The 24,219-nt window shown below is 57.3% G+C and carries 21 protein-coding genes; 14 read left to right on the top strand and 7 right to left on the bottom strand.

What is annotated here, in order from left to right:
* Positions 1 to 132 precede the first annotated feature (132 nt).
* A complete protein-coding gene (locus JFT81_RS28230) occupies positions 133 to 1,917 on the top strand; it encodes a glycosyltransferase family 4 protein (RefSeq protein WP_201230914.1) in 1,785 nt (594 codons plus the stop codon).
* 11 nt (positions 1,918 to 1,928) lie between these two features.
* Positions 1,929 to 4,046, top strand: a complete 2,118-nt coding sequence (locus JFT81_RS28225) for a glycosyltransferase 61 family protein (RefSeq protein WP_201230913.1) — start codon at positions 1,929 to 1,931, stop codon at positions 4,044 to 4,046.
* A 122-nt stretch (positions 4,047 to 4,168) separates the two neighbouring features.
* On the opposite strand, the gene JFT81_RS28220 is transcribed toward JFT81_RS28225, so the two are convergent.
* Positions 4,169 to 4,738, bottom strand: a complete 570-nt coding sequence (locus JFT81_RS28220) for an acyltransferase (protein ID WP_201230912.1) — start codon at positions 4,736 to 4,738, stop codon at positions 4,169 to 4,171.
* A gap of 282 nt (positions 4,739 to 5,020) precedes the next feature.
* On the opposite strand from JFT81_RS28220, the gene JFT81_RS28215 reads away from it, so the two are divergent.
* The 3 genes from JFT81_RS28215 to fabF all read left to right on the top strand — a co-directional run bounded on the left by JFT81_RS28215 (position 5,021) and on the right by fabF (position 7,668).
* The gene (locus tag JFT81_RS28215) at positions 5,021 to 5,356 is read left to right on the top strand and encodes a ComEA family DNA-binding protein (RefSeq protein WP_201230911.1); all 336 of its coding nucleotides are present in this window, start codon (positions 5,021 to 5,023) and stop codon (positions 5,354 to 5,356) included.
* 210 nt (positions 5,357 to 5,566) lie between these two features.
* Positions 5,567 to 6,361: an SDR family oxidoreductase gene (locus tag JFT81_RS28210; protein WP_201230910.1), complete on the top strand. Its 795-nt coding sequence runs from the start codon at positions 5,567 to 5,569 to the stop codon at positions 6,359 to 6,361.
* A gap of 32 nt (positions 6,362 to 6,393) precedes the next feature.
* Positions 6,394 to 7,668, top strand: coding sequence for a beta-ketoacyl-ACP synthase II (gene fabF / locus JFT81_RS28205; protein ID WP_201230908.1), 1,275 nt, complete (start codon positions 6,394 to 6,396; stop codon positions 7,666 to 7,668).
* Here fabF and JFT81_RS28200 read toward each other — a convergent pair.
* The 3 genes from JFT81_RS28200 to eat form a co-directional block, all read right to left on the bottom strand.
* Positions 7,665 to 8,222: a TetR/AcrR family transcriptional regulator gene (locus tag JFT81_RS28200; RefSeq protein ID WP_201230902.1), complete on the bottom strand. Its 558-nt coding sequence runs from the start codon at positions 8,220 to 8,222 to the stop codon at positions 7,665 to 7,667. The genes fabF and JFT81_RS28200 overlap by 4 nt on opposite strands.
* A 137-nt stretch (positions 8,223 to 8,359) precedes the next feature.
* On the bottom strand, positions 8,360 to 8,527 hold the full coding sequence (locus JFT81_RS28195) for a DUF2897 family protein (protein ID WP_103305695.1): 168 nt from the start codon (positions 8,525 to 8,527) through the stop codon (positions 8,360 to 8,362).
* A gap of 129 nt (positions 8,528 to 8,656) precedes the next feature.
* Complete coding sequence (gene eat, locus JFT81_RS28190) at positions 8,657 to 10,021, bottom strand: ethanolamine permease (protein ID WP_201230901.1); 1,365 nt, start codon at positions 10,019 to 10,021, stop codon at positions 8,657 to 8,659.
* Between the two features lie 341 nt (positions 10,022 to 10,362).
* Here eat and kdpF point away from each other — a divergent pair, with 341 nt between their 5' ends.
* From kdpF to JFT81_RS28160, 6 genes are all read left to right on the top strand, one after another.
* Positions 10,363 to 10,452, top strand: coding sequence for a K(+)-transporting ATPase subunit F (gene kdpF, locus JFT81_RS28185; protein WP_201148640.1), 90 nt, complete (start codon positions 10,363 to 10,365; stop codon positions 10,450 to 10,452).
* A gap of 8 nt (positions 10,453 to 10,460) precedes the next feature.
* The gene (gene kdpA, locus JFT81_RS28180; protein WP_201230900.1) at positions 10,461 to 12,155 is read left to right on the top strand and encodes a potassium-transporting ATPase subunit KdpA; all 1,695 of its coding nucleotides are present in this window, start codon (positions 10,461 to 10,463) and stop codon (positions 12,153 to 12,155) included.
* Positions 12,156 to 12,165: 10 nt separating this feature from the next.
* Positions 12,166 to 14,232 carry a potassium-transporting ATPase subunit KdpB gene (gene kdpB / locus JFT81_RS28175; protein ID WP_201230899.1) on the top strand — a complete coding sequence of 689 codons (2,067 nt, stop codon included), beginning with the start codon at positions 12,166 to 12,168 and terminating at the stop codon, positions 14,230 to 14,232.
* 244 nt (positions 14,233 to 14,476) lie between these two features.
* Positions 14,477 to 15,022: a potassium-transporting ATPase subunit KdpC gene (gene kdpC / locus JFT81_RS28170; RefSeq protein WP_201230897.1), complete on the top strand. Its 546-nt coding sequence runs from the start codon at positions 14,477 to 14,479 to the stop codon at positions 15,020 to 15,022.
* Positions 15,023 to 15,152: 130 nt separating this feature from the next.
* The gene (locus JFT81_RS28165) at positions 15,153 to 17,804 is read left to right on the top strand and encodes a sensor histidine kinase KdpD (protein WP_201230895.1); all 2,652 of its coding nucleotides are present in this window, start codon (positions 15,153 to 15,155) and stop codon (positions 17,802 to 17,804) included.
* 48 nt (positions 17,805 to 17,852) lie between these two features.
* Entirely contained in the window at positions 17,853 to 18,551 is a 699-nt protein-coding gene (locus JFT81_RS28160; RefSeq protein ID WP_201230894.1) for a response regulator, read from the top strand.
* Between the two features lie 142 nt (positions 18,552 to 18,693).
* Here the strand turns inward: JFT81_RS28160 and JFT81_RS28155 are convergent, their stop codons facing one another.
* The gene (locus tag JFT81_RS28155; protein ID WP_201230892.1) at positions 18,694 to 19,740 is read right to left on the bottom strand and encodes a patatin-like phospholipase family protein; all 1,047 of its coding nucleotides are present in this window, start codon (positions 19,738 to 19,740) and stop codon (positions 18,694 to 18,696) included.
* A 217-nt stretch (positions 19,741 to 19,957) separates the two neighbouring features.
* Between JFT81_RS28155 and JFT81_RS28150 the strand changes: the two genes are divergently transcribed.
* The 3 genes from JFT81_RS28150 to JFT81_RS28140 all read left to right on the top strand — a co-directional run bounded on the left by JFT81_RS28150 (position 19,958) and on the right by JFT81_RS28140 (position 22,094).
* The gene (locus JFT81_RS28150; RefSeq protein WP_201230890.1) at positions 19,958 to 20,236 is read left to right on the top strand and encodes a hypothetical protein; all 279 of its coding nucleotides are present in this window, start codon (positions 19,958 to 19,960) and stop codon (positions 20,234 to 20,236) included.
* A 79-nt stretch (positions 20,237 to 20,315) separates the two neighbouring features.
* On the top strand, positions 20,316 to 21,083 hold the full coding sequence (locus JFT81_RS28145; RefSeq protein WP_201230888.1) for a CHAD domain-containing protein: 768 nt from the start codon (positions 20,316 to 20,318) through the stop codon (positions 21,081 to 21,083).
* A gap of 216 nt (positions 21,084 to 21,299) precedes the next feature.
* Complete coding sequence (locus JFT81_RS28140; protein ID WP_201230887.1) at positions 21,300 to 22,094, top strand: acyl-CoA thioesterase domain-containing protein; 795 nt, start codon at positions 21,300 to 21,302, stop codon at positions 22,092 to 22,094.
* 1 nt (position 22,095) lies between these two features.
* Here JFT81_RS28140 and JFT81_RS28135 read toward each other — a convergent pair whose 3' ends face one another.
* Positions 22,096 to 22,461 carry an Mpo1-like protein gene (locus JFT81_RS28135; protein WP_201230886.1) on the bottom strand — a complete coding sequence of 122 codons (366 nt, stop codon included), beginning with the start codon at positions 22,459 to 22,461 and terminating at the stop codon, positions 22,096 to 22,098.
* 229 nt (positions 22,462 to 22,690) lie between these two features.
* Positions 22,691 to 24,172, bottom strand: coding sequence for a methyl-accepting chemotaxis protein (locus JFT81_RS28130; protein ID WP_201230880.1), 1,482 nt, complete (start codon positions 24,170 to 24,172; stop codon positions 22,691 to 22,693).
* Positions 24,173 to 24,219: the final 47 nt, after the last annotated feature.

The following is a 24,219-nucleotide window of genomic DNA, read 5'->3' as shown; positions in this document are numbered from 1 at the left end:
CAGGGTAGTGAATACCCGTGGGTGACTAAAGTGGGAAACTTGAAAAGGTACCTGACTGAGTTGATCGGTCATTTTTCGATACGGAATAAGCACGTTCAGAATGAGTCAATTGTGGAGGAAATAAATGCTCCCGTGTTGACTTCTTTTCAAATGGCCTGTATTGAACTTTTTGATAAAGATTACTATCTTTCAAGTTACCCGGATATTGGATTAGCGGGCGTCGATCCGCTGCAACATTTCATAGATAGTGGCTATTACGAAGGTAGGATGCCACTGTCTATTACCAGTGATGGCGCCGTAAAAAAAATTGACAATGCTCTGTCGCTGGATCCAGAGCACAAAAGTGCAATTGGGTTGAAGCTCACACTTGATTTCTACAATACAAATGTAGATCAAATAACATCAACTCTGAATTGGTTTTTGTCTAAAGAGTCAAGCCGGGAGCTGACGGAGATTTATTCCGATCTCTTGGAAATGACAGCGCTAAAAGTTTTTCTAAGTCTCTACCAAGGGGCTGAAAAAGATAACTCGCTATCTGCTCAGTTGTTATGCGAAAAACTATCTCATATCCTTCCAGAATCCGGAGTTATAAAGCTCTTATTGGCGTTGCTGGCTTTTCGGGCGGATAAAATAGCTTTAGCAGATAGATACTTATCTTTACCTGGGGTATTGGATTCAGTCCCGCCAGAATTGAGTGATTTTTTTAATGAAGCATCCTTGGCATTGAAGGAGGCCAAACTGGTAAACGGTTCGGTTTGCCTGCAAAGCGACCTGCTGTTACTAGACACTACATTCCCTTCCAAGATTTCTTCGTTTCGTTATGGAGAGTTTCGAAGCTATTTGGAAGAAATTCAAGGATGCAGTATACACGTTAAGCCGGAGAACTTGACTCGATATGGTGAAAGTCTCCAGTTTCATCAGCAGGTGGAAAGTCTGACGGCGGAAACCAAAATATCCACTGATCGCCTGAGATATTATGATGCAGATGCTATTGGTAAACCCAAAGTAGCCTATTGTGTTTTTTTAAATCTGGCTGATTATTTTTACTCAAAGGTTGGTGTGCCGTCGGCCCAGCATTTATTGTTCACCCTTTATCCAGGAGGGGGCTTTAATCTGAATGACGAAGACTCCAACTCAAAGCTGAGACGTCTTTGCGATAATCCAAAACTTACAAAAATTATTACAACTCAATTAGCAACTTACCGCTACTTGATTGAAGGCGGATTTTGTAATGCTGATCGAATTCAACATATATATGGCGGTATTATTCCAGAAGTGTTCAAGATGGATCCTGAGATTACTATTCACAGGGATCTGGACAAACCTTTGGATGTTTGCTTTGTAGCGCAGCGGTACTCTGCTACGGGAGCCGAAAAGGGTTACGATGTATTTGTAGAGGTGGTCAAAAAATTTTCGAACAGTCCCAATATTCGCTTTCACGTAGTCGGCGGATTTGATGCCTCTGTTATCGACATAGGTGGTGCGCAGAATATTACCTACTACGGCGCGCGCCCGGCTGAATTTTTTGATGATTTTTATAGGCGGATGGATCTGATCTTGTCACCAAATATACAAGCGTCGGCACTCGATCCAACCCAACCGGAATCGTTCGACGGGTTTCCTACTACTGCTGTAGTCGAGGCAGGCCTGAGGGGCGTAGCGGTGTTTTTGACAGACTTCAAAGGTTTTAATCAACATCTTGATGGAAGCCCGATATTTAAAAGTGACGAGATGGTAGTTATTAATCGGGATGCCGATAGGATTTGCTCGCTCATTAATGAGTATCTGAACGATCGCAAGGGGCTATTTGAGTTGGGGGTTGCCGGCAGGAAATCGATATTGAGAGAGTTTAGTTATGAGGTTCAAATGCGTCCTAGAATCGAGCTTATCAAAAAATGTCTTGCCGATTCGTACTGAGACCTAATATTTTGAAAAATATCAAAGGACACGGGCTGCGTTTCTTTAGCTTTTTCTCGAAGCGGCGTGAAAAAGTTAGTTTGGTTGCCAATGATGATTTGCTCCAGGCAGAGTTGAATAATAGGGTAGCGCAGGTTCAGCCCTATTTCGATGTCAGCTATTGGCAGCGTCAAAGCCCGCGTACGGACGCGGGCTTGGAACCGATAAAAGATTATCTTCAAAGTAGGCGGGGGGATCTGAATCCTCATCCCTTGTTCGATGAAAAGTATTACCAGCAGCAGATTGCCAGTCTGCCGAAGCCACAATCGTCGCTCTTGGAGCATTATTTGCTTGAAGGTGTGGCGCTTGGATTTGATCCATCACCATTTTTCAGTACCTCTTTTTATTTGGATTCATATCCTGATATCAAGGCAGCTGGAGTGAACCCGTTACTTCATTATATTCACGCTGGTATTGGTGAGGGGCGTGATCCTGCGCCTATTGCCAAGATTATTTCGAATGAGCTTAGTTTCTTATCAAGTGGAGTTGAGGATTCGAATGACTTTGTAATAGCATATCGTTCCGTATTTCTAGCTTCGCAAAACGAGATCAGAAGATCACTGCAACTACTTCGTTTGGTTAGGCTTCGGATGCCTTTTGTATTTTTCGTGAAAACACTTGGTCTATGTGCCTGCTTGGCGGGTCGATTGTCATTCGCAAGAAAAGTATTTTCGCGGCTTTCCGATATTCCGGGCGTTCTGGATGGGGAAAAATATTTCCTACACGGGTTGATCCAGGCAGGCTCTATTGCAGAAAGGTTAGGTGATATTGATGCTGCTTACAAAAACTACTTGCTCGCCGCAGAGTTTGGTTTCGATATCGCCAATGATTCTATCTTCCGTCTGGGTCTGATTTGCTTCAGCAATGGACAGACTGAGCAGGGTAGTGTACTCGTAAAGAAAAGCGGTTTGATCACCGATGATTTTGAAGTTTTTAATATGCCGTTCAAGCCTGTGGTGTCCTGCTGCGAGCAAAAAAAATGGGACTATTTTGAGTTAATTCCTCAGCGTGCCATGCAAGAAGCTTCTTTAAGATTCCTGAATAGGGCGCCAGTACTTACTTCTCAAGCGGGAGGGCTCGAAGCGCCTGCGTTCTATTTTTCCCTTTTGCAGAACTGCGTTGCATTTTCAAAGGCGAATATTATTGTAGATCAAGGGCAGTTGCTGTTTGATGGCGTAGTTCATAGTGAATTCTCGCGTTCAGTCGTAGGCGATTCGCATGATGGGCTGAAACTTGTCCTTTCAACAGCTGGTTCCAACGCTTTGGTACAACTGCCAAAAACGCAACCAACGGTTGCTGAAAGTGGCTTGATGATGTTCGGAGTGCAAAGTAATAATTATGGTCACTGGTTTCTAGAGTACCTCCCTAGGATGCTGGCCTATGACAGTGATGTATGCCCTGAGCATTTACCGATTTATGTGAATGCGAACATGCCAAAATCGCATCTGGAATCACTTGATCTGCTTAACTCCAAAAAGCGTGCGGTTATCACATTGCAATCAAATGAAGTAATAGAGTTCGCACATTTGGGTGTGGCCCCTGTGCCAGCATACTTTCCACTTGATGTTCGAGAAGGTGATGCCTATGACACGGTTTGGCCAAGGGATATTTTTTCGTCTCTTAGGGAGCGTATTCTGCGAGCGCTTGGAATTGAGGGGGTAGAAGCACCGGCAGTCCCGAAGCGTATATTTCTATCACGGCGGGGATTTAGTAGCCGCCAACTTGTTAACGAGAGCGAAGTAGAGTCTTACCTGCGCGAACAAGGGTTCACGACGATTTATCCAGAGACGATGAGCTTTTCTGAACAGGTGAGCGTGTTTAGCTCCGCGTCCATAGTGCTCGGTTCAAGCAGTTCAGCGTTAACTAATGCGATATTCTGTAACTCCGATGCCAAGATTGTTGCATTGATAAACGACTGCGCTGATTTCAATTTCAGAGGTTATTCCAGTTTCATTGAGTCTGGTGGTGCTAAGATAATGTTTGTGCAGGGAGAGACGAATGGCGATCAATGGGGAGTTCACCGGTATCATAGAAATTACACTGTTTCCTTAGAAGATATACAGCGAGCAATAGATTGGGCTGCGGAATAGAACAATCTCGTTTTTTAATAGTCAAATTACTAATTTTTCAGTGCCTGCTGGAGTATTTCCAGCAGGCACTGCACGTTCTTCGGTGTGGTGTCTGATTTCTTCAGCGCCGAACGTTGGTCTGACTAAAGATGCACGCCTTCCAGAAATTTTTCCTCAAGCTCCAACAAGTCTCTTTTACGTTCGGAGATACGTTTCGCCGGACTGCCTGAGTATATTCCGAATGCATGACAGTTTTTGGTGATCATGCTGAGTGCACCTACGGCAACGCCTTCTTCCAGAGTGACACCTGGGAGAACGATACTGCCGCAGCCAATGATTACGTGGCGACCGATGTTTATTTCTTTGGTTTTTACATTGGTGAATGCTTCAGGAACGGTGGGGTTGGTCATACTTGCGCCGCTGTAGTCATCGCTACTGCTATAAACGGACACTCGTGATGACAGGCCACTGTAATCTTCCAAAGTGATTTTTGCTGCACCCTGAAGCAAACTGTAAACAGCAATGTGAATGTAGTTACCAATTTTTATTCCTCCTTCACCCGCTGAGATCACGGAGAAGTCATCGATGCGTACGTTGTCGCCAATGGAAATGTTTCCGCAGTTGTAATAGGAGGCTTTATCAGAAAGTCGCGGATTTTGGCCTACGTGCAAAAAACCCATCTTTTCAATTTCTTCTCGAGTCAGCATTCCCATACAAATATCCTTGAACAGTGGAATGAAAAAATATAGTAGCGAATTATACCGCTGTGCTGTTCGACTGCGGTAGCTCGTACGGCCGCGATTGCCTCGGGTGGACGGGGGCTGTCGCTTGGTGCAAAGAGGCGGCGGGTACAGCGTGCCCGCCAATGACCTTAGAATTTAGACTATTACATATTTGGTAAGGAATGAGATTTTGACAGTTTCGCATTGTCGTCTAGTTTTGAGATGCAGCTTAGGAAAATCTGCTTTCTCAAATCAATATCATGGAGCTTCATTATGCGTACCTGTTACTTCCATTCTCTGATTTTTGCTTTCCTCACTAGCGCCTCGATTGCCGCGATTGCAGCACCCGTCGCGACGTCGGAGCCAGTTAAGGCACCGATCGTGATGGACGCTGCAGTTTCTTCCCAAACTGCGAAAATCGATCTCAACGAAGCCGACTCGGCGACGCTGCAAAAGGAATTGTCCGGCGTAGGCGAAGCCAAGGCCAAAGCAATTGTTACGTATCGTGAAACAAACGGGCCGTTCTCCTCGGTCGATGAGTTGCTGGAAGTGAAGGGGATCGGCAAGGCGATTCTGGATCGTAATCGCGAGAAGCTGGAAGTGAACTAAGCTGATTGTTCAACGCCAAGGGGCCGGTCATTGACCGGCCTTTTTGTTTTTCTGTTCGCGAGTTTTGCGTGGAAGGCGAAGGGGACGCTCGTCGGATAGCAAAAAATTACGGCTATCATATTGGCTTTGGATTATGCCTATAATAATTTCCACGCGCTCTGCATCAAAAGGATTCAGAGGCGATCCCTCAAGCATTTCAGGAGTACGGTCATGAATTCTGTTGCAGCCCTAGGTACGGCTCTTGTCACGGGTGCATCGTCCGGTATCGGTGCGATTTACGCTGAACGGTTGGCAGCGCGCGGGTTCGATTTGTTGTTGGTCGCCCGTGATCTGGAGCGCCTGGAAAACGCCGCGAGCCAGTTGCGCGAGGCTCATGGCGTTCAGGTCGAAGTGATGAAGGCGGATCTGACGCAAAAGGATGACGTGCTCAAACTGGAGCAGCACTTACGCAGTGATTCGAGCATCAGCCTGTTGGTGAACAACGCCGGTGTGGCGGCGAACGGATTGCTGGCCAATTCAGACGCGGAACAACTGGAGCGTTTGATCCAGTTGAATGTCACTGCCGTAACGCTGTTGGCCTCTGCAGCCGCGGCGACTTTCGCCAAGGCAGGTCGCGGCACGATCATCAATATCGCCTCGGTGGTAGCGCTGTTTCCTGAGCGTTTCAATGCGACCTACAGTGCCAGCAAAGCTTATGTCTTGAGCCTCACACAATCCTTGAATGCCGAACTCGAAGGTACCGGAGTCAAGGTGCAGGCGGTGCTGCCTGGTGTTACCCGTACGGAAATCTGGGAGCGATCCGGGATCGACGCCAGCGGGATCCCGGCCGAAATGGTGATGGAAGCCGGGGAGATGGTTGATGCCGCGCTGGCCGGTCTGGATCAAGGTGAGCTCGTTACTATCCCATCTCTGCCGGACGCGGGCGAGTGGCATGCCTTTGTTGCTGCACGGCACGTTATGGCACCGAACCTGTCCCGTAGTTCGGCAGCCAGTCGTTACAAGTAAGTTTTCCTGAATCGGTCAGAGGTACACGCGGTATGGATCAGCGTCGAATAGTCGTCACGGGGATGGGCCTAGTTTCACCCTTGGGCAGTGGTGTCGAAATTGTCTGGCAGCGTCTGCTGGAAGGGCGTTCGGGATTGCGCAACTTGCCTGAAGCTGTGGTGGCTGACTTGCCAACGAGTGTTGGCGGCAGGGTGCCAACCGTGGAGGAGGACGCCGAGGCCGGTTTCGATCCGGATCGTGCCACGCCACCCAAAGAGCAGAAGAAGATGGATCGCTTCATTCTGTTTGCCATGGAGGCCGCCCTACAGGCGCTGGAGCAGGCTGGGTGGCATCCGTCCGAAGAAAAAAACCGCGAGCGCACCGCGACGATTATCGGCTCGGGTGTGGGTGGATTCGGCGCGATTGCCGATGCCGTACGTACGACTGACAGCCGCGGCCCGCGTCGTTTGTCGCCCTTCACCATTCCTTCCTTTCTGGTCAATCTGGCGGCCGGTCACGTGTCGATCCAGCATGGCCTCAAAGGTCCACTGGGCGCGCCAGTGACGGCGTGTGCCGCCGGGGTTCAAGCGATAGGAGACGCTGCGCGATTGATTCGCGCCGGTGAAGCCGACATCGCTGTATGCGGCGGGGCGGAAGCTTCGATTGATCGGGTCAGCCTTGCCGGCTTCGCGGCAGCTCGGGCGCTGTCCAGCGGCTACAACGACACTCCGCAGCGTGCTTCGCGACCGTTCGACAGCGGTCGTGACGGTTTTGTCATGGGCGAGGGGGCGGGCCTGCTGGTGATCGAGTCTCTGGAGCACGCCTTGGCGCGTGGCGCGAAACCCTTGGCGGAACTGGTCGGTTACGGCACCACGGCCGATGCCTATCATCTGACAGCGGGGCCTGAAGACGGCAGCGGTGCTCGGCGAGCAATGGAGTTGGCGCTGGCTCAGGCCGGTGTGACGCCGGCCCAGGTGCAGCACCTTAATGCTCATGCCACTTCCACGCCGGTCGGTGATCTTGGCGAGCTGGCGGCGATCAAAAGTGTATTCGGCAAGGAAAACAAAATCGCCGTAACCTCGACCAAGTCCGCCACCGGTCATTTGCTTGGCGCTGCCGGTGGGCTTGAAGCGATCTTCACGTTATTGGCAATTCGTGATCAGGTCGTCCCGCCAACGCTCAACTTCGAAAACCCCGACCCTGCCAGCGAAGGTGTGGACATCGTCCATGGCCAGGCACGGGCGATGCCGATCGAATATGCACTGTCCAACGGCTTCGGTTTTGGCGGAGTGAATGCCAGCGTGTTGTTCAAGCGTTGGCAGGATTAGTCTTCCGACTGTTTGAGATGGTCGCGGGTGACGTCAAGAATGCGCTGCGCAAACTCGGCATCCGCGACACTGCGTGACAGCAACAGAGCGCCGACCAGGGTCGACATGATGACGATGGCCCGGTCGGCACCATTGTCAGCTTCGAGGGTGTTGTCGATCTGCTCCAGTCGCGCGTTGAGTACGGCGTCACTGGTTGGGCTGGGTTGTCCGCGCAATCCCAGTTCCGAGGAGATGGTCAGGAGAGGGCAGCCTTCATGCGGGGAGGTCTTATGCCATTCGGACAGGTAGGTGTCGATAAACACGTGCAGCGGATTTTCCTGCGCAAAGATCTCCGCGCAGAGCCCATCAACTTGATCGCCTGCTTCTTGTAATGCCTTCTCGACCAACTCGTCCTTGGATTTGAAGTGCGAGTAGAAACCGCCGTGGGTCAAGCCCAGCGCCTTCATTAACGGCTGCAGACCGGTCGCGCTGATGCCGTCCTTGCGAAATCGTGCCGAAGCTTCCTTGATGATGCGCTGATGGGTCTGGGCTTTGTGGTCTTGCGAATAACGCATTTGGAACTCTCCGCAACAATGCCCCCATCTTAACCAAGGAAAATTAGATGGTGACTGTACTTCTACTTCTAAAAAGCATTCAGGCAGGTCCGATCGGGTCTGAAAAAACAAACCCCGCCAATCTGGCGGGGTTTTCATTAGCGATCTTGCGCTTCTTTCGCGTCCATTTCCGCGTTGCGTTGCGCGACGCGCTTGCGCTCTTCATCGGTCAGTTCGACCTTGTTGGCGGTGTCTCGCAACATCATCAACCCGCCAACGATCGAGCCGATTGCAACGACCAGAATCAACCAGGCATACCAAGGCATAACGGCTCTCCTTAAAGGCAGATCGGTGGGCGAGGATTTCGCCGTGAACCGCTGCATACAACTTTTGAGCGAAATGAGTTCGCAGTGGTTCCATTCTAGGCCCGTTATGCCCGGTGTATGCGATCAATCCTACAGGCCGGTGAGCATCGCATCGGCCGGTGCATTGGCGCGCAATTGGCCGGTAAGAAGGAAGTAGCCGAAGCCTACAGCCATGAACCCGAGGAAAATCAGCCCGATTAACGCGTTGAACCACGCCATTGCCACCAGGCACACCACCGCCAGCACCAGTGCAATTAGCGGAATGAGCGGATAGCAAGGCGCACGAAAGGTGCGCTCCAGATTCGGTTCCGACTTACGCAGCTTGAACAAACTGAGCATGCTCATGATGTACATCACAATCGCGCCGAACACCGCCATGGTGATCATCGCGGCGGTGAGGGTCATGCCACCGAGGTTGATCAGGCCGTCGCTGTAGATCGCGGCGATGCCGATGATGCCGCCGACGATGATCGCGCGGTGCGGCGTCTGGAAGCGCGACAGTTTCGCCAGCGAGGCGGGCAGGTAACCGGCGCGGGCGAGGGCGAAGAACTGCCGCGAGTAGCCAAGGATGATCCCGTGGAAACTCGCCACCAGCCCGAACAGGCCGATCCACACCAGCATGTGCAGCCAGCCGGAATTGTCGCCGACCACGGTTTTCATCGCTTGCGGCAGGGGATCGTTGATGTTCGCCAGGGTGCGCCAGTCGCCGACGCCGCCAGCAAAGAACATCACACCCATGGCCAACAGCACCAGAGTCAGAATGCCGCTGATGTAGGCCTTGGGAATGGTGCGCTTCGGGTCCTTGGCTTCTTCGGCAGCCATGGCCGCGCCTTCGATGGCGAGAAAGAACCAGATCGCGAACGGGATCGCGGCGAACATCCCGGCAATCGCTGGCGCACCGAACACATCCGAACCGGCCCAGCCATTGAGGGCGAAGTTGCTGAAGCTGAAGGCCGGGGCGACGACGCCCATGAACACCAGCAACTCGGCGACGGCGAGTACGCAGACGATCAACTCGAAGGTCGCCGCCAGTTTGACGCCGAGGATGTTCAAACCCATGAACAAGATGTAGGCGCCGACTGCTGCGTGTTTCGGATCAAGTGCCGGAAACTGCACATTGAGGTAGGCGCCAATGGCCAATGCAATCGCTGGCGGGGCGAAGACAAATTCGATCAACGTTGCCAGCCCGGCAATCAACCCGCCCTTTTCACCAAACGCTCGGCGACTGTAAGCGAACGGCCCGCCCGCGTGGGGAATCGCCGTGGTCAGTTCGGTGAAGCTGAAAATGAAGCAGGTGTACATGGTCGCAACCATGAACGAGGTCACCAGAAAGCCCAGCGTTCCGGCGACGCCCCAGCCGTAACTCCAGCCGAAATACTCCCCGGAAATCACCAGCCCGACGGCGATGCCCCACAGGTGCAGCGTGCCCAGTGTGGGTTTGAGTTGTGTGTTCATGCGGTTGCTCCCTGAACGGTTTGGAAAGCTCGGGGGAGGGCGTGTGCAGTGGGCGTGCCATTGCTGTGAAACAAGTCGTAATGAGTTGAAAGCTGTCGTATCGGGGATGTTCGCCGTGGGATAGCTGCTATTTGTGCGCCAGTTGGGTGCGATGTTGGCGGTTATGCCGTCTTCGCGAGCAGGCCCGCCCATACAGCGCAAAACCCACCTGTAACGCCAGCATAAACCCACTCTTTACGCTTTCTTTATGCCCCGCCGCGCCCCTCGCTCTCGTTCCTTTACAGCCTCCTTTCCGACAATGCCTGCACACACGGCAATACGCCGTAACACGGAGATCTTCCATGAGCGTTCTGGACGGGGTGTCACTGTTTTTGGCAGTGGGGCTGTTCATTTATCTGTTGGTTGCGCTGTTGCGCGCGGATCGGAACTAGGAGCGGCTATGCACAGTTATGACTATTGGCTGATCCTCGTTTTTTTTGCGGTGGTCTTGCTGCCGGCGCCGTTCCTCGGGCGCTTCTACTACAAGGTGATGGAAGGTCAACGCACCTGGCTGACGCCGATTCTCGGTCCGGTCGAGCGCGGCTGTTATCGCATTGCCGGGGTTGATCCGCAGGCTGAGCAGAGCTGGCAGAAATACACGCTGGCGCTGCTTGCCTTCAACCTCGCCGGTTTCCTGCTGCTGTTTGCGATTTTGTTGTTCCAGGATCACCTGCCGCTCAACCCGCAGAACCTGCCGGGTCAGGAGTGGACGCAAGCGTTCAACACCGCCGTCAGTTTCATGACCAACACCAACTGGCAGTCCTACAGCGGCGAAGCGACCCTCAGCTATCTGAGCCAGATGGTCGGTCTCACCGTGCAGAACTTCGTCAGCGCCGCGACTGGCCTGGCCGTGCTGGTTGCGCTGTGCCGTGGTATCGGTCGCAAATCGACGAAAACCCTTGGCAACTTTTGGGTCGACATGACCCGCGCTACGCTCTACGGCCTATTGCCGCTGTGCCTGTTGCTGGCGCTGTATCTGGTCTGGCAGGGCGTGCCGCAAACCTTCGCGCAGTATGTGAATGCGGTGACGATGCAGGGTGTTGATCAAGTGATCCCACTCGGCCCGGCCGCCAGCCAGATTGCGATCAAGCAACTGGGCACCAACGGTGGCGGCTTCTTCGGCGTCAACTCGGCGCATCCGTTCGAGAACCCGACCGCGTGGAGCAACCTGTTCGAAGTGTCGTCGATCATTCTGATCCCGGTGGCGTTAGTGTTCACCTTCGGCCATTACGTCAAAGACCTGCGTCAGAGCCGCGCGATCATCGCCTGCATGCTCGCGCTGTTCCTGATCGGCGGCGCGACCTCGCTGTGGGCTGAATACCAGCCGAACCCTGCGCTGAACAACGTCGCCGTCGAACAGACCGCACCGCTGGAAGGTAAGGAAGCACGCTTCGGCACTACCGCCACCGTGCTCTGGTCGGTGACCACCACAGCGGCGTCGAACGGTTCGGTCAACGGCATGCACGACAGCCTTAACCCGCTTAGCGGCATGGTCGCGCTGGTCAACATGATGGTCGGCGAAGTGATCTTCGGCGGCGTCGGTGCCGGGCTCTACGGCATGTTGCTCAACGTGCTGATCGCGGTGTTCCTCGCCGGTTTGATGATCGGCCGTACACCGGAGTACCTGGGTAAAAAACTACAGGCGCGGGAAGTGCAGTTGCTGGTCGTGACTCTGCTGGTGATGCCGGTCGGCGTGCTGGTGCTCGGCGCGATTGCCGCGACCCTGCCAGGCCCGGCGGCCACCATCAGTAACCCTGGCCCGCACGGTTTCAGCCAATTGCTGTACGCCTACACCTCGGCCAGTGCCAATAACGGTTCAGCGTTCGGTGGACTGAGTGCGAACACGCCGTTCCACAACCTGATGCTCGGCCTGGGCATGTTGATCGGTCGTTTCGGCTACATCCTTCCGGTTCTGGCCTTGGCCGGCAGCCTGGCGATGAAGAAAACCGCACCGATCGGCCAGAACAGCTTCCCGACCCACGGCCCGCTGTTTGTGACCCTGTTGACCGTGACCATTTTGCTGGTGGGCGGCCTGACCTTCCTGCCGACACTGGCGCTCGGCCCGATTGCCGAACATTTAAGTATGGGCTTCTAAGGAATCCATCATGAATATGCACGTTCCTGCATCAAAACCTGCGGTGCCGGCCAAGTCGGCAGAAGCACCGAAAACCGCGATCTCGGCCCTGTGGCGGCCGGCGCTGGTGCAAGCCTTCGTCAAACTCGACCCTCGGCAACTGAAACGTTCGCCAGTGATGCTGGTGGTCGAACTGACGGCGATTTTCACCACCGTGCTGTGCTTCATTCCCGATGCCGATGTGCCAACGTTCGTCGCTGCGCAAATCGCTCTGTGGCTGTGGTTTACCGTGCTGTTCGCCAACTTCGCCGAAGCCTTGGCCGAAGGTCGCGGCAAGGCCCGCGCCGACAGCCTCAAGGCCGGCAGTGAAGGCTTGAGTGCGCGGCGCAAACAGGCCAATGGCAGCTTTCAGGTGGTGCCCGCAGCAAGTCTGCGCAAGGGCGATGTGGTACGCGTCGAAGCGGGGGAGATGATTCCGGGTGACGGCGAAGTCATCGAAGGCATCGCCGCGGTCAACGAAGCGGCGATTACCGGTGAATCGGCGCCAGTGATCCGCGAGTCTGGCGGCGACCGTTCGGCGGTCACCGGCAACACGCGACTGGTGTCCGACTGGTTGCTGGTAAAGATCACCGTCAATCCCGGTGAGTCGACGCTGGATCGCATGATCGCCCTGGTCGAAGGCGCCAAACGCCAAAAAACTCCAAACGAAGTCGCGCTGGATATTCTGCTGATCGGCCTGACCCTGATCTTCTTGCTGGTGGTGGTGACCCTGCAACCGTTCGCCCATTTCGCCAACGGTAACCTGCCGCTGGTGTTTCTGGTGGCGCTGCTGGTCACGCTGATTCCGACCACCATCGGTGGTCTGCTGTCGGCCATTGGTATCGCCGGGATGGATCGCCTGGTGCGCCTGAACGTGATCGCCAAGTCCGGTCGCGCGGTGGAAGCAGCGGGTGATGTGCATGTACTGCTGCTCGACAAGACCGGCACCATCACGTTCGGCAACCGTCGTTGCAGTGCGGTGTACGCCGCACCGGGTGTGAGTGGTCGTGAATTGGCCGAAGGGGCACTGTTCGCGTCGCTGGCCGATGACACGGCTGAAGGCAAGTCCATCGTCGAGTACCTGCGTGGCCTGCATCCGCAGCCTGAGCCGGCGCTGGACACTCTGACTGCCGTGCCGTTCAGTGCGGAAACCCGCTTGTCTGGCGTCGATTATCAGGGCCGCGTGTACCGCAAAGGTGCGGTGGATTCGCTGCTGAGTTTTCTCGGCCAGAAACGTTCGGATCTGGCCCCGGCGCTGTCGCGGGAAATCGACAAGATCGCCCAGAGCGGCGGCACGCCGTTGCTGGTTTGCGCTGACGGCAAGCTGCTCGGTGCGATCCATCTGAAAGACGTGGTCAAACCTGGCATCCGCGAGCGTTTTGCCGAGTTGCGCAAACTGGGGATTCGCACCGTGATGGTCACCGGCGACAACCCGTTGACCGCTGCCGCCATCGCTGCCGAAGCCGGCGTCGATGACGTGCTCGCCGAGGCCACCCCGGAGAAAAAACTCGCGCGCATTCGTCATGAGCAGAACGACGGTCGTCTGGTCGCCATGTGCGGCGACGGCGCCAACGACGCCCCGGCGCTGGCTCAGGCTGACGTCGGCATGGCGATGAACGACGGTACGCAAGCGGCACGCGAGGCGGCCAACATGGTCGACCTCGACAGCGATCCGACCAAGCTGCTGGACGTGGTGCAGATCGGCAAGGAATTGCTGGTCACTCGTGGCGCGCTGACAACCTTTTCCATCGCTAACGACGTGGCCAAATACTTCGCGATTCTGCCGGCACTGTTCGCCTCGATCTATCCGCAACTGGGCGTGCTGAACATCATGCACCTGACCAGTCCGCAGAGCGCGATTCTGTCGGCCATCGTCTTTAACGCGTTGATCATTGTCGTGTTGATTCCGTTGGCATTGCGCGGTGTTCGTGTGCAGGCGGCGAGTGCGGCGGCGTTGTTGCGGCGCAATTTGTTGATCTATGGGTTGGGCGGGATTCTGGTGCCGTTTGTGGGGATCAAGGCGATTGATATGTTGCTCACGGCGTTGCATCTGGTTTGAGGCTGGAAGTGCCCCTCAGCCTAACCCTCCCGAAACGTCGGACCGCCCGTAGGGAGAGGGGATTGACCGAGTGGTTTATCAGAGGTGCATCGACCTGAGATACCGAGCTGAACTCCGGTCCTGAGAAGCACAACGATCGGCTCCCTTTCCCCCTCGCCCCCTTGGGGGAGAGGGCTGGGGTGAGGGGGAAGAGATCCCCCTGACACCCCACCAAAGTTTGCCCAACGAATTCGAGGATTATGATATGTCCACAATGATACGTCCGGCCCTGAGCCTGCTGGTGCTGATGACCCTGGTCACCGGCGTTGCCTACCCACTGGTAGTCACTGGCGTTGCGCAAGTCGCATTCCCCGATCAGGCCAACGGCAGTCTGGTTCACGATGCCGACGGCAAGGTTCGTGGCTCGTCGCTGATCGCCCAGGATTTTGTCGGCGATGCGTGGTTCCATCCGCGTCCATCCGCCGGTGCGTTTGCTACGGTTTCGAGCAGCGCAAGTAACCTGGCACCGAGCAATCCGGCACTCGCCACGCGGGTCATCGACGATGCCAACAAGTTGCAGGTTCCAGGGCAAGGCCCGGTGCCGCTGGCGTTGCTGACCACTTCCGGCAGCGGCCTCGATCCACACTTGCCTCCAGCGGCAATTGCCTATCAACTGGCGCGAGTTGCGGCAGCGCGAAACTTGCCGGTGACGACCTTGCAGCAACTGCTTGATGCGCACATCGAACAGCCGCTGGTGGGGCCGCCGGTAGTGAATGTGCTTGAGCTGAACATGGCCCTGGAAAAACTCTGAATCGGCGGCGCGGCCATTCGCGAGCAGGCTCGCTCCCACAGGAATACGCGTTCCAAATGTGGGAGCGAGCCTGCTCGCGAAGAGGGCCGAAATAACACTGCATAACTATCAGGAAGAGAGAGCATCAAGCATGAGCGACTCCGGCCGCGCCGACGCGCTGTTAGCAGACCTGCCCCGCGATGGCCGTGGCCGGCTGAAGGTTTTCCTCGGTGCCGCCCCCGGTGTCGGCAAGACCTACGCCATGCTTCAGGCCGCCCATACCCAATTGCGCCAAGGCGTGAAAGTCATTGCCGGGGTCGTCGAGACCCATGGCCGCGCCGAGACTGAAGCACTGCTCGGCGGTCTGCCGCAGCAACCCTTGGTGCGCTCGGAATACCGTGGCGTGATGCTCGAAGAAATGGACCTCGATGGGCTGCTCGCCGCCAAACCCAAGCTGGTGCTGGTTGATGAACTGGCCCACAGCAACGCCCCCGGCAGCCGTCACACCAAACGCTGGCAAGATATTCAGGAATTGCTCGCCGCCGGCATCGACGTGTTCACCACGGTTAACGTCCAGCATCTGGAAAGTCTCAACGATCAGGTGCGCGGCATCACCGGCGTGCAAGTGCGCGAAACCCTGCCGGACTGGGTGCTGCAAGAAGCCTACGAACTGCTGCTGATCGACTTGCCACCGCGCGAACTGCTCGAGCGTCTGCGTGAAGGCAAGGTCTACGTGCCCGAGCAGGCCCGCGCGGCCATCGACGCGTTTTTTACCCAGACCAACCTCACCGCGCTGCGCGAACTGGCGATGCAAACCGCAGCGGCACAGGTCGATAACGACCTTGCCCAAGGTTATCGTCAACTTGGTCAAGCGGCCCCGGCTGTACGCGGGCGTTTGCTGGTGGGTGTCGATGGCGATGCGCAGGCCGAGCGCCTGGTGCGTCACGCCAGCCGCGTCGCCCAGCGTCGGCATCTGCCGTGGAGCCTGGTGCACGTCGACAACGGCAGCGTACGTGATGAGCAGTCGCGCCTGCGCCTGCAAAGCGCGCAACAACTGGCCGAACGCCTCGGCGGCGAAGTGGTTTTACTGCGCGCCGGTGAAGTGGCGAAAACCTTGATTCAACACGCGACTGAACGCCGCGCGAGTCTGGTGTTGGTTGGCCAGTCCCGGCCGAGTTTGCGCCGTCGACTGTTCGGCGGCGGCTTGGCGGCGCGTTTGTTGCGTCAGGCCCATGGCCTGGAGATCAACGTCCTCGACAACGATCATGAGCACCATCAACCGCGCCCGCGAAACCCGCTGACCCTGGTGTGGTTCGACTATGCGCTGGCGCTGGTCGCCACGGTGTTGGCCAGTGCGCTGGCGTGGGCGGTGTCGAGTGTGCTGCCGCTGCCGAACATCTCGCTGGTGTTCCTCGCCGCGGTGTTGCTGGTGGCGGTGCGCAGTAGCCTCGGCCCGGCGCTGGCCTGCGCGGCGCTGTCGTTTCTGACTTACGATTTTCTGTTCATTCCACCGAATTTTTCTTTCAGCATCCAGCGCGAAGAAGACGTGCTGACGCTGCTGTTTTTCCTGTTGATGGCAGCGCTCACCGGTAACCTCGCGGCGCGTCAGCGTCGGCAATTGCAGGCGTTGCGCGACACCCAGGAAGAAACCACCGAGCTGCTCGACTTGTCGCGCAAGCTTACGGCTGCGACTGACCGTCAGGCCGTGGTCAGTGCTGCCGCGCAGCACCTCAATGGCTGGAGCGATTTGCAACTGTGTTTGCTCAATCGCGACGGGCAGGGCGGCTGGAAAGTCGAGACCGGCGGGCCGCTGGAGTTTAGCGAGTCCGAACGCGCCGCCGCCGACTGGGCCTGGCAACACGATCAACCGGCCGGCATGGGCACAGGAACCTTGCCGTTCGGGCGTTGGTGGTGGTGGCCGTTGTCGGTCGAGGATGGGCCATTGGCGCTGCTTGGCGTCTGCGCCAAAGAAGGCCAGACCTTGAGCGGCCAGCGTCGGCGCTTGCTCACCGCGCTGAGCCAGCCACTGGCGCAAGCCCTGGCGCGCGCGCAATTGGCGGATGATCTTGAGGCCGCGCGTCTGCACGGCGAAACCGAACAGTTGCGCAGCGCCTTGCTGGCCTCGGTCTCTCACGATTTGCGCACGCCGCTGACCGCCATGCGCGGCAGCATCGACAGCCTGCTTGCATTGGGCGAGGCGATCCCGCTGGAGGATCGTCGCGAGCTGCTCGAAGGCACCCGCGATGAAGCCGAACGCCTCGACCGCTACATCCAGAACCTGCTCGACATGACGCGTCTCGGCCACGGTGCATTGAAACTGGCGCGTGATTGGGTCTCGCCGGCCGACATCGTCGGCAGTTCGCTCAATCGCCTGCGCGCGGTGCTGGCGCCGTTGCAGGTCAGCACCGACGTGCCGGCCGAGCTGCCGCTGCTGTTCGTTCATGCAGCGCTGATCGAACAGGCGCTGGTCAATGTGCTGGAAAACGCCGCGCGTTTTTCACCCGCTCACGGTCGCCTGCAACTGCGCGCCGGGACTGACGACAGTGAGATTTTCTTCTCGGTCAGCGACGAAGGTCCGGGCATTCCCGAAGACGAGCGGGCGAAGATTTTCGACATGTTCTACACCGCCGCGCGCGGTGATCGTGGTGGCCAGGGCACAGGCCTCGGTTTGGCGATTTGTCAGGGTATGGTCGGTGCGCACGGCGGGCGGATCAGTGTCGCCGAGGGCATCGACGGGCGCGGCACCTGCATCACCCTGCACCTGCCATTGCAGACGCAACCGGGGATGGACGATGAAGCCTGAATCCGACTGCGCTACTCTCTTGCCAATCTTTTGTATTGATGTGAATTCATGAGCCAGACCGCGACCATTTTGGTCATCGACGACGAACCGCAGATCCGCAAGTTCCTGCGCATCAGCCTCGCTTCACAGGGCTATAAAGTGCTCGAGGCCGGTACCGGCGCCGAAGGTCTGGCGCAGGCGGCGCTGAACAAACCCGACTTGCTGGTGCTCGACCTCGGCCTGCCGGACATGGACGGCCAGCAGGTGCTGCGTGAGTTTCGCGAATGGGCCACGGCGCCAGTGCTGGTGCTGTCGGTGCGCGCCAGCGAAGGGCAGAAGGTTGAAGCGCTGGATGGCGGCGCCAATGACTACGTGACCAAGCCGTTCGGCATTCAGGAATTTCTTGCGCGGGTGCGCGCGTTGTTGCGCCAGGCGCCAGCGGGTGAGGCGCAGCAGGCGGCGTTGAGTTTCGGCCCGTTGACGGTCGATCTGGCCTATCGGCGGGTATTGCTCGACGGCGTCGAGGTGGCGCTGACCCGCAAGGAGTACGCGGTGCTGGCGCAGTTGGCGCGCCATCCGGGGCGGGTGATCACCCAACAGCAACTGCTCAAGGACATCTGGGGGCCGACGCACACCGAGGACAGTCATTACTTGCGGATTGTCGTCGGGCACTTGCGTCAGAAGCTGGCGGATGACCCGACGCGGCCACGGTTTATCGTGACGGAAGCGGGGGTCGGCTATCGACTGATCAGCGAGAACAACCTTTGAATGTTGTGTTGTCTTTTCGGGCCTCATCGCTGGCAAGCCAGCTCCCACAGGTTTCTCGGGTGTAGCTGGAATATGTGCATCACACCCACCACTGTGGGAGCTGGCTTGCCAGCGATGAGGGCGGTGCAATCAGCCAAGAATTTCAGGACTCTCGGCTCTGTTCACTCTCATACCGATCCAGCGTATCCCGCGCAATCTCGCGCCCCAGCGCGATCAATTCCGGCGCCTTGTAAAACTCGAAAAACCGGCACACCCGCTTCGGCACGTTGATCAGGATATCCGGCGGATAGCCGGCGATCTTGTACTGCGCCAGCGAGGTCTGCATCACCTCGAAACTCTGGTTGATCAAATCCAGCAACGACGCTGGCCCGACGTTATCGATAATGAACGAGCCCGTAGCGGATTTCGGCGCGCCTTCGCGCTCGGGCGCGGCGGCGGGTTGCTGGGCTTCAGGCTCGGCGCCCTCAAGCCACGGATTGATATCCGCTGCCTCCGCTCTCAACGCTTCCTTTTCCAGACGCAATAATTGTTCGGCCTGGGTGCGACGGAACGGCATCTTCGAACCCAGTGAACTGATCAGGCTGTCGAAGCGCGAGCGAAACGCCGGTGGACGCTGGATCACCGGCAGTTTGTAATGGCGCTGGTTGGTCGAGTTGAGATTGACCGCGATGATCAGATCGCAGTGGCTGGACACCACCGGCACAATCGGCAGCGGATTGAGAATGCCGCCATCCACCAGCATCCGGTTACCTTGCATCACGGGGGTGAACAAACTCGGAATGGCTGCCGAGGCACGCATGGCCTGATGCAGGCAGCCTTCCTGAAACCAGATTTCCTGTTGATTGGTGAGGTCGGCGGCGACCGCGGTGTAGGGGATGCGCAGGTCTTCGATGTTGATCTCGCCGACGATCTTGCGAATCTGCCCGAAGACCTTTTCGCCACGAATGGCACCCAGGCGAAAACTCACGTCCACCAGCCGCAACACGTCGAGGTAATCGAGACTTTCGATCCAGTGGCGGTATTCATCGAGTTTGCCCGCGGCATAGATCCCGCCGACCACCGCGCCCATCGAACAACCGGCAATGCAGGCGATGTCGTAACCACGACGTTCGATCTCTTCAATGACCCCGATATGGGCATAGCCTCGGGCGCCACCGGAGCCCAGTACCAGCGCGACACGCTTTTTCATCCAGCTTCCTCCCGACAAGGTTGCACAATGCACCCATCGACGGACAGGCTCAATCGCCAACGTCGTTGAGTACGCCGGTGACGTCGTTTTTTCGCTACCGCTTGCGCCATCAGCACGGTTCTTTTCGCCCGCGCAGTTTCATGCGCGAACGAGGCACTTTTTCGCCGCCAGACCGTCTTACCTGCACGACTGTTAACCTAATTTTGAGGTGTGAGTGATGAAAGCCTGGATCTGTGTGCCGTTGATGGCCCTGGCATTGGCTGGTTGCGCTGGCAAAACCGCTTATCGTGACAGCTGTGGCACTCAGCTCGACGCCGCGTGGCATGAGCTGGATCTGGCCAAGGCCGAAGGCTTTGCCGGCACCGTCAGTTACTCCAAAGCCCTGTCGTTGTTGACGGCGGCCAAGACCCAGCAGCAATTCGAGGGTTTTGAAGGCTGCAGCAGTAAAGCCGAGAAAGCGCGTTTCTATATTCGCGAATCCCGGGCCGGGCGCTAAGCTGCTGATCTGAAGCAAGGATGCTGGATGTTCGCAGCGCCAGACTCATCCCCCAAGTCATTTGAATCAGGAGCAAGTGATGTCTGCGTTGGTTGACCGCTTGGTGGCTCATGTTCTGAGCATTGAAGTGCGCCTGCTGGCCTGTCAGGCGCGGTTGACGGCGCGCACCGACCCTGAGGCGCTGCACGATTTGCGTACCACGGTTCGGCGCTTGCGCAGTCTGCTGCGGCCGTTGCGCGGCTTGCCCGGTGTCGAGCAACTGGAAGAGGCGGCGTCGGCGGTCGGTCAGTTGACCACGCCGTGGCGCGATCGCGAAGTGCTCGCGGCGTATTTGCTCGAACACCAACAGCCGCAAGCCGCGCAACGGCGTATGGCGCAGATGGCCGAGGCCTATCCGGCGCTGGCAGCGAGTGCCGAAGTGGCTTCGCTGCTGATGATTCTCGACGCTTTTCCACGTTTTCTGCGCGCCTCGCAGCGCCAGGGATTGCTCAATGGCTTGGGCAAACGCATCGAAAAGCGTCTCGGCAAACAATGGAAGAAACTCGACCAGGCGTTGCACGATCCCGCCCACGACCGTCATCGCCTGCGCTTGCTGATCAAGCGTGTGCGCTATGGCATCGAAGCCTATCCCGAACTGGATCGCCTGCCGGAAGCAGCGTTGCCACGTTTGAAGTCCGCGCAAGGTGCGTTGGGCGATTGGCACGACTGCTGGCAATGGCTGGCCAGGTCCGAACTGGAAACTGACCTGCTGCCGTGCGTCGCCACTTGGAAAGCGACCATGATCAAGGCTGAAATCAAAGCCGATCGCGTCCTCGAAAAACTCAGCTCAAGCTGTTTCAAATCCTGAGCACCACACCTCCCTTTTAGGAGCAGAGCTTGCTCGCGAAAGCGGCGTATCAGTCGATGAAGATGTTGTCTGATGGTCCGTCTTCGCGAGCATGCTCTGCTTCGACAAAGGCACGGTGGTGTCTGATCTGTCAGCGCATTTGACCGGAATAGACGCTGCGGCGCTGTGCCTGGCTGGTTAAGATCCCTGCATTCATTTTTGCTTTCTGAGGTTGCCATGCGCTTTTGCGATCTGCTTGATGCTGTCCGCCGCCAACCGCAACTGACCATTCCCGCCGAATGGGGTCAGGGCCGCGCCAGTTTCGGCGGCCTGGTCGCTGCGCTGCAATACGAAGCCATGCGCGCCAAGGTCCCGGCAGATCGCCCGGTGCGTTCGTTGGCGATCACCTTTGTCGGGCCGGTCGAACCGGAAGTGCCGGTGAGTTTTGAAGTCGATGTGTTGCGCGAAGGCAAAGCCGTCAGCCAGGTGTTGGGCCGTGCGATGCAGAATGGTCAGGTGGTCACGCTGGTGCAAGGCAGCTTTGGCGCATCGCGGCCCTCGGAAGTCGCCGTTGAAGCCTACCCCGCAGCTGAAATGAAACCTTGGGACGAATGCCAGGAGTTGCCTTACATCAAAGGCGTGACCCCGGAATTCATGCGCCATCTGGCAATGCGCTGGAGTGTTGGCGGTATGCCATTCACCGGTAATCAATCGCGGCTGATGGGCGGCTGGGTGCGTCTGCGCGGTGATGTTCGGGAGGAACCCGTCAGCGAGGCCCATCTGCTCGCACTGGTCGATGCATGGCCACCTGCACTGTTGCCCTATCTGAAGAAGCCTGCACCGGGCAGCACGTTGACCTGGACCATTGAGTTCGTTCAGCCACTACGCGATTTGAGTACGCTGGACTGGTGCCAATACCTGGCAGACATTGAATACGCCGCTGACGGCTACGGACACGTCGCCGCGAAATTGTGGAGCGCGCAAGGGGAACTGATCGCCATGAGTCGCCAGACCGTCACGATCTTTGCCTGAATCAGTGGCGGCGGTGGCGCTCACGCCACGCGCGCCACCAGCCTCCGCTGAGGATAAAACGCGGAAAGGTCAGAAACTGCTCGACCAGTAAGCGCGATACCGCATCTTTACGATCACTGAACGGCTCGGAGGCTTGCGCCTCCAGGCTGTGGCCGTGGCGCTGCAAACCCAGCGCTGCGACGATACCAATCACGCCGATGGCGACGCTGGCCAGGCTCAGGCTGAATACCCCGGAGACGATCAGCAGAAACGCCACGATGAACAACGGCACCGCAATCAGGTGCAGCACCAGATTGGTCGGATGCTGATGATTACCCGGGTATGCGCGCCATTGCCACGCAGGAAGGTTGGGGTGACGTTTGCCCATGTTGACTACTCCTCGATCCATGTTGAACACATGGTTGAAGAATAGGCCGGGGCGCGAAGAGCGGCGAATCAAGGTTGGCTATTGAAGCGATAGGCGTCATCGCAGGATTTGATGTCGTTTCAAATGCCGCCATCGCGGGCAAGCCCGCTCCCACAGTGATCTCCAGTGAACACCGGTTGTGTGAACACCCATGAAACCTGTGGGAGCGGGCTTGCCCGCGATGAGGCCGTCAGAGTTTCAGCTGCCCAATCGCCTTGCTCAACTCCCCCGCCAACGTCGCCAGTTCATTACTGGTGGTCGCCGAATCGACCGTCTGCTGCACGGTGTTCTCGGTCACATCACGAATACTCACCACCGCCCGATTCATTTCCTCGGCGACCTGGCTCTGCTGCTCTGCCGCGACGGCAATCTGCGTGTTGCTCTCGCGCATCTGCGCCACCGCTCCGGTGATTTCCGCCAGTGCCGCGCCAGCCTCTTGTGCCTGCTGTACGCAGTCGTCGGCCTTGTATGAGCTCTCCTGCATGAAATCCACGGCATCGCGCGTACCGGCCTGCAGCGCTGAAACCATGAGGGTGATTTCATCGGTCGAAGTCTGCACGCGTTTCGCAAGATTGCGCACTTCATCGGCGACCACCGCAAAACCTCGGCCCATTTCACCCGCGCGGGCGGCCTCGATGGCGGCGTTGAGGGCCAGAAGATTGGTCTGCTCGGCAATGCTGTGAATCACACTGACCACGCCGTTGATCTTCTGGCTGTCCTCGGCCAGGCGCTGGATCATCTCGGCGGTCTGCTGCACGCCGCTGGAAAGTCCGGCAATCGAATGCTGCACCCGCGCCACCACTTGCTGGCCGCTGCCGGCGAGGCCATCGGCGGTCTGCGACAGATCGCGGGTGGCGCCCGCGTGTTGGGCGATGTGGTAAACCGTGGCGGTCATTTCGTTGATCGCGGTAGCGGCCTGATCGGTTTCACTCTGCTGGCCGAGCATGCCGTGGCGCACTTCGTTCATGCTCGACGCCAGGCGCGCGGCACCGACGTCCAGTTGCCGCGCGGTGTTGGCAACCGTGCTGACCACGCGCTGATAACCGGCCTGCATGGCGTTGAACGCATTGGCCATCTGCCCGACTTCATCTTTGCCGGCCAAAGGGACGCGGGCGGAGAGGTCGCCGCTCTTTTCAACGTGCAGCATCACGTCTTTCAACGTATTGAGCTGGCTGAGCAGAAAACGGATCAGCAACTGCGAAGCGCCGAGCATCGCCAGCATCAGAATGAACACCGCCACTGCGTAATTGGCGAAGCGCTCGCTGAAGACTTGCGTCAGGCTCGGGCCATACGCGATCACGGCGACTTGCTGGTCGTCGGCGCGGCTGAACACTTCAGCCCCCATCAGTGGGTTTTCGCCGAACAGCGGCATGTGGTTGATCTCGTTCCAGCCGTGACTGTCGGTGATCTCCAGCAACGGTTGATCGTTGAGGCGCGGCGCTTCACCGCGTTTGAACGTCAGCACTTGATCAGTCTTGGGCAACGCCTGCCCGGCCGGCCAGGCCATGAGCAATTGCGCCTGGGCTTGAGCCGAGGCTTTCGAGGCGTGGCTGCGCGCCTGCTGTTCGAGTTGTACGGCGTACAACACCAGCAGCAGGGTGGTGATGAAGGCGACCGCGTTGACCGCCCAGAATTTGTACTTCAGCGAGATATTGCTAAGCCAGGCACCCATGGAGGTTTTCTCTGATAGCGGAAACAGCATTGGCAAGGTGCCAGTAT

Source organism: Pseudomonas sp. TH43 (assembly GCF_016650635.1).
Taxonomy (GTDB): Bacteria; Pseudomonadota; Gammaproteobacteria; order Pseudomonadales; family Pseudomonadaceae; genus Aquipseudomonas.
Note: the sequence above shows the minus strand (reverse complement) of the source record. Positions and strands in the feature narration are given on the sequence as shown.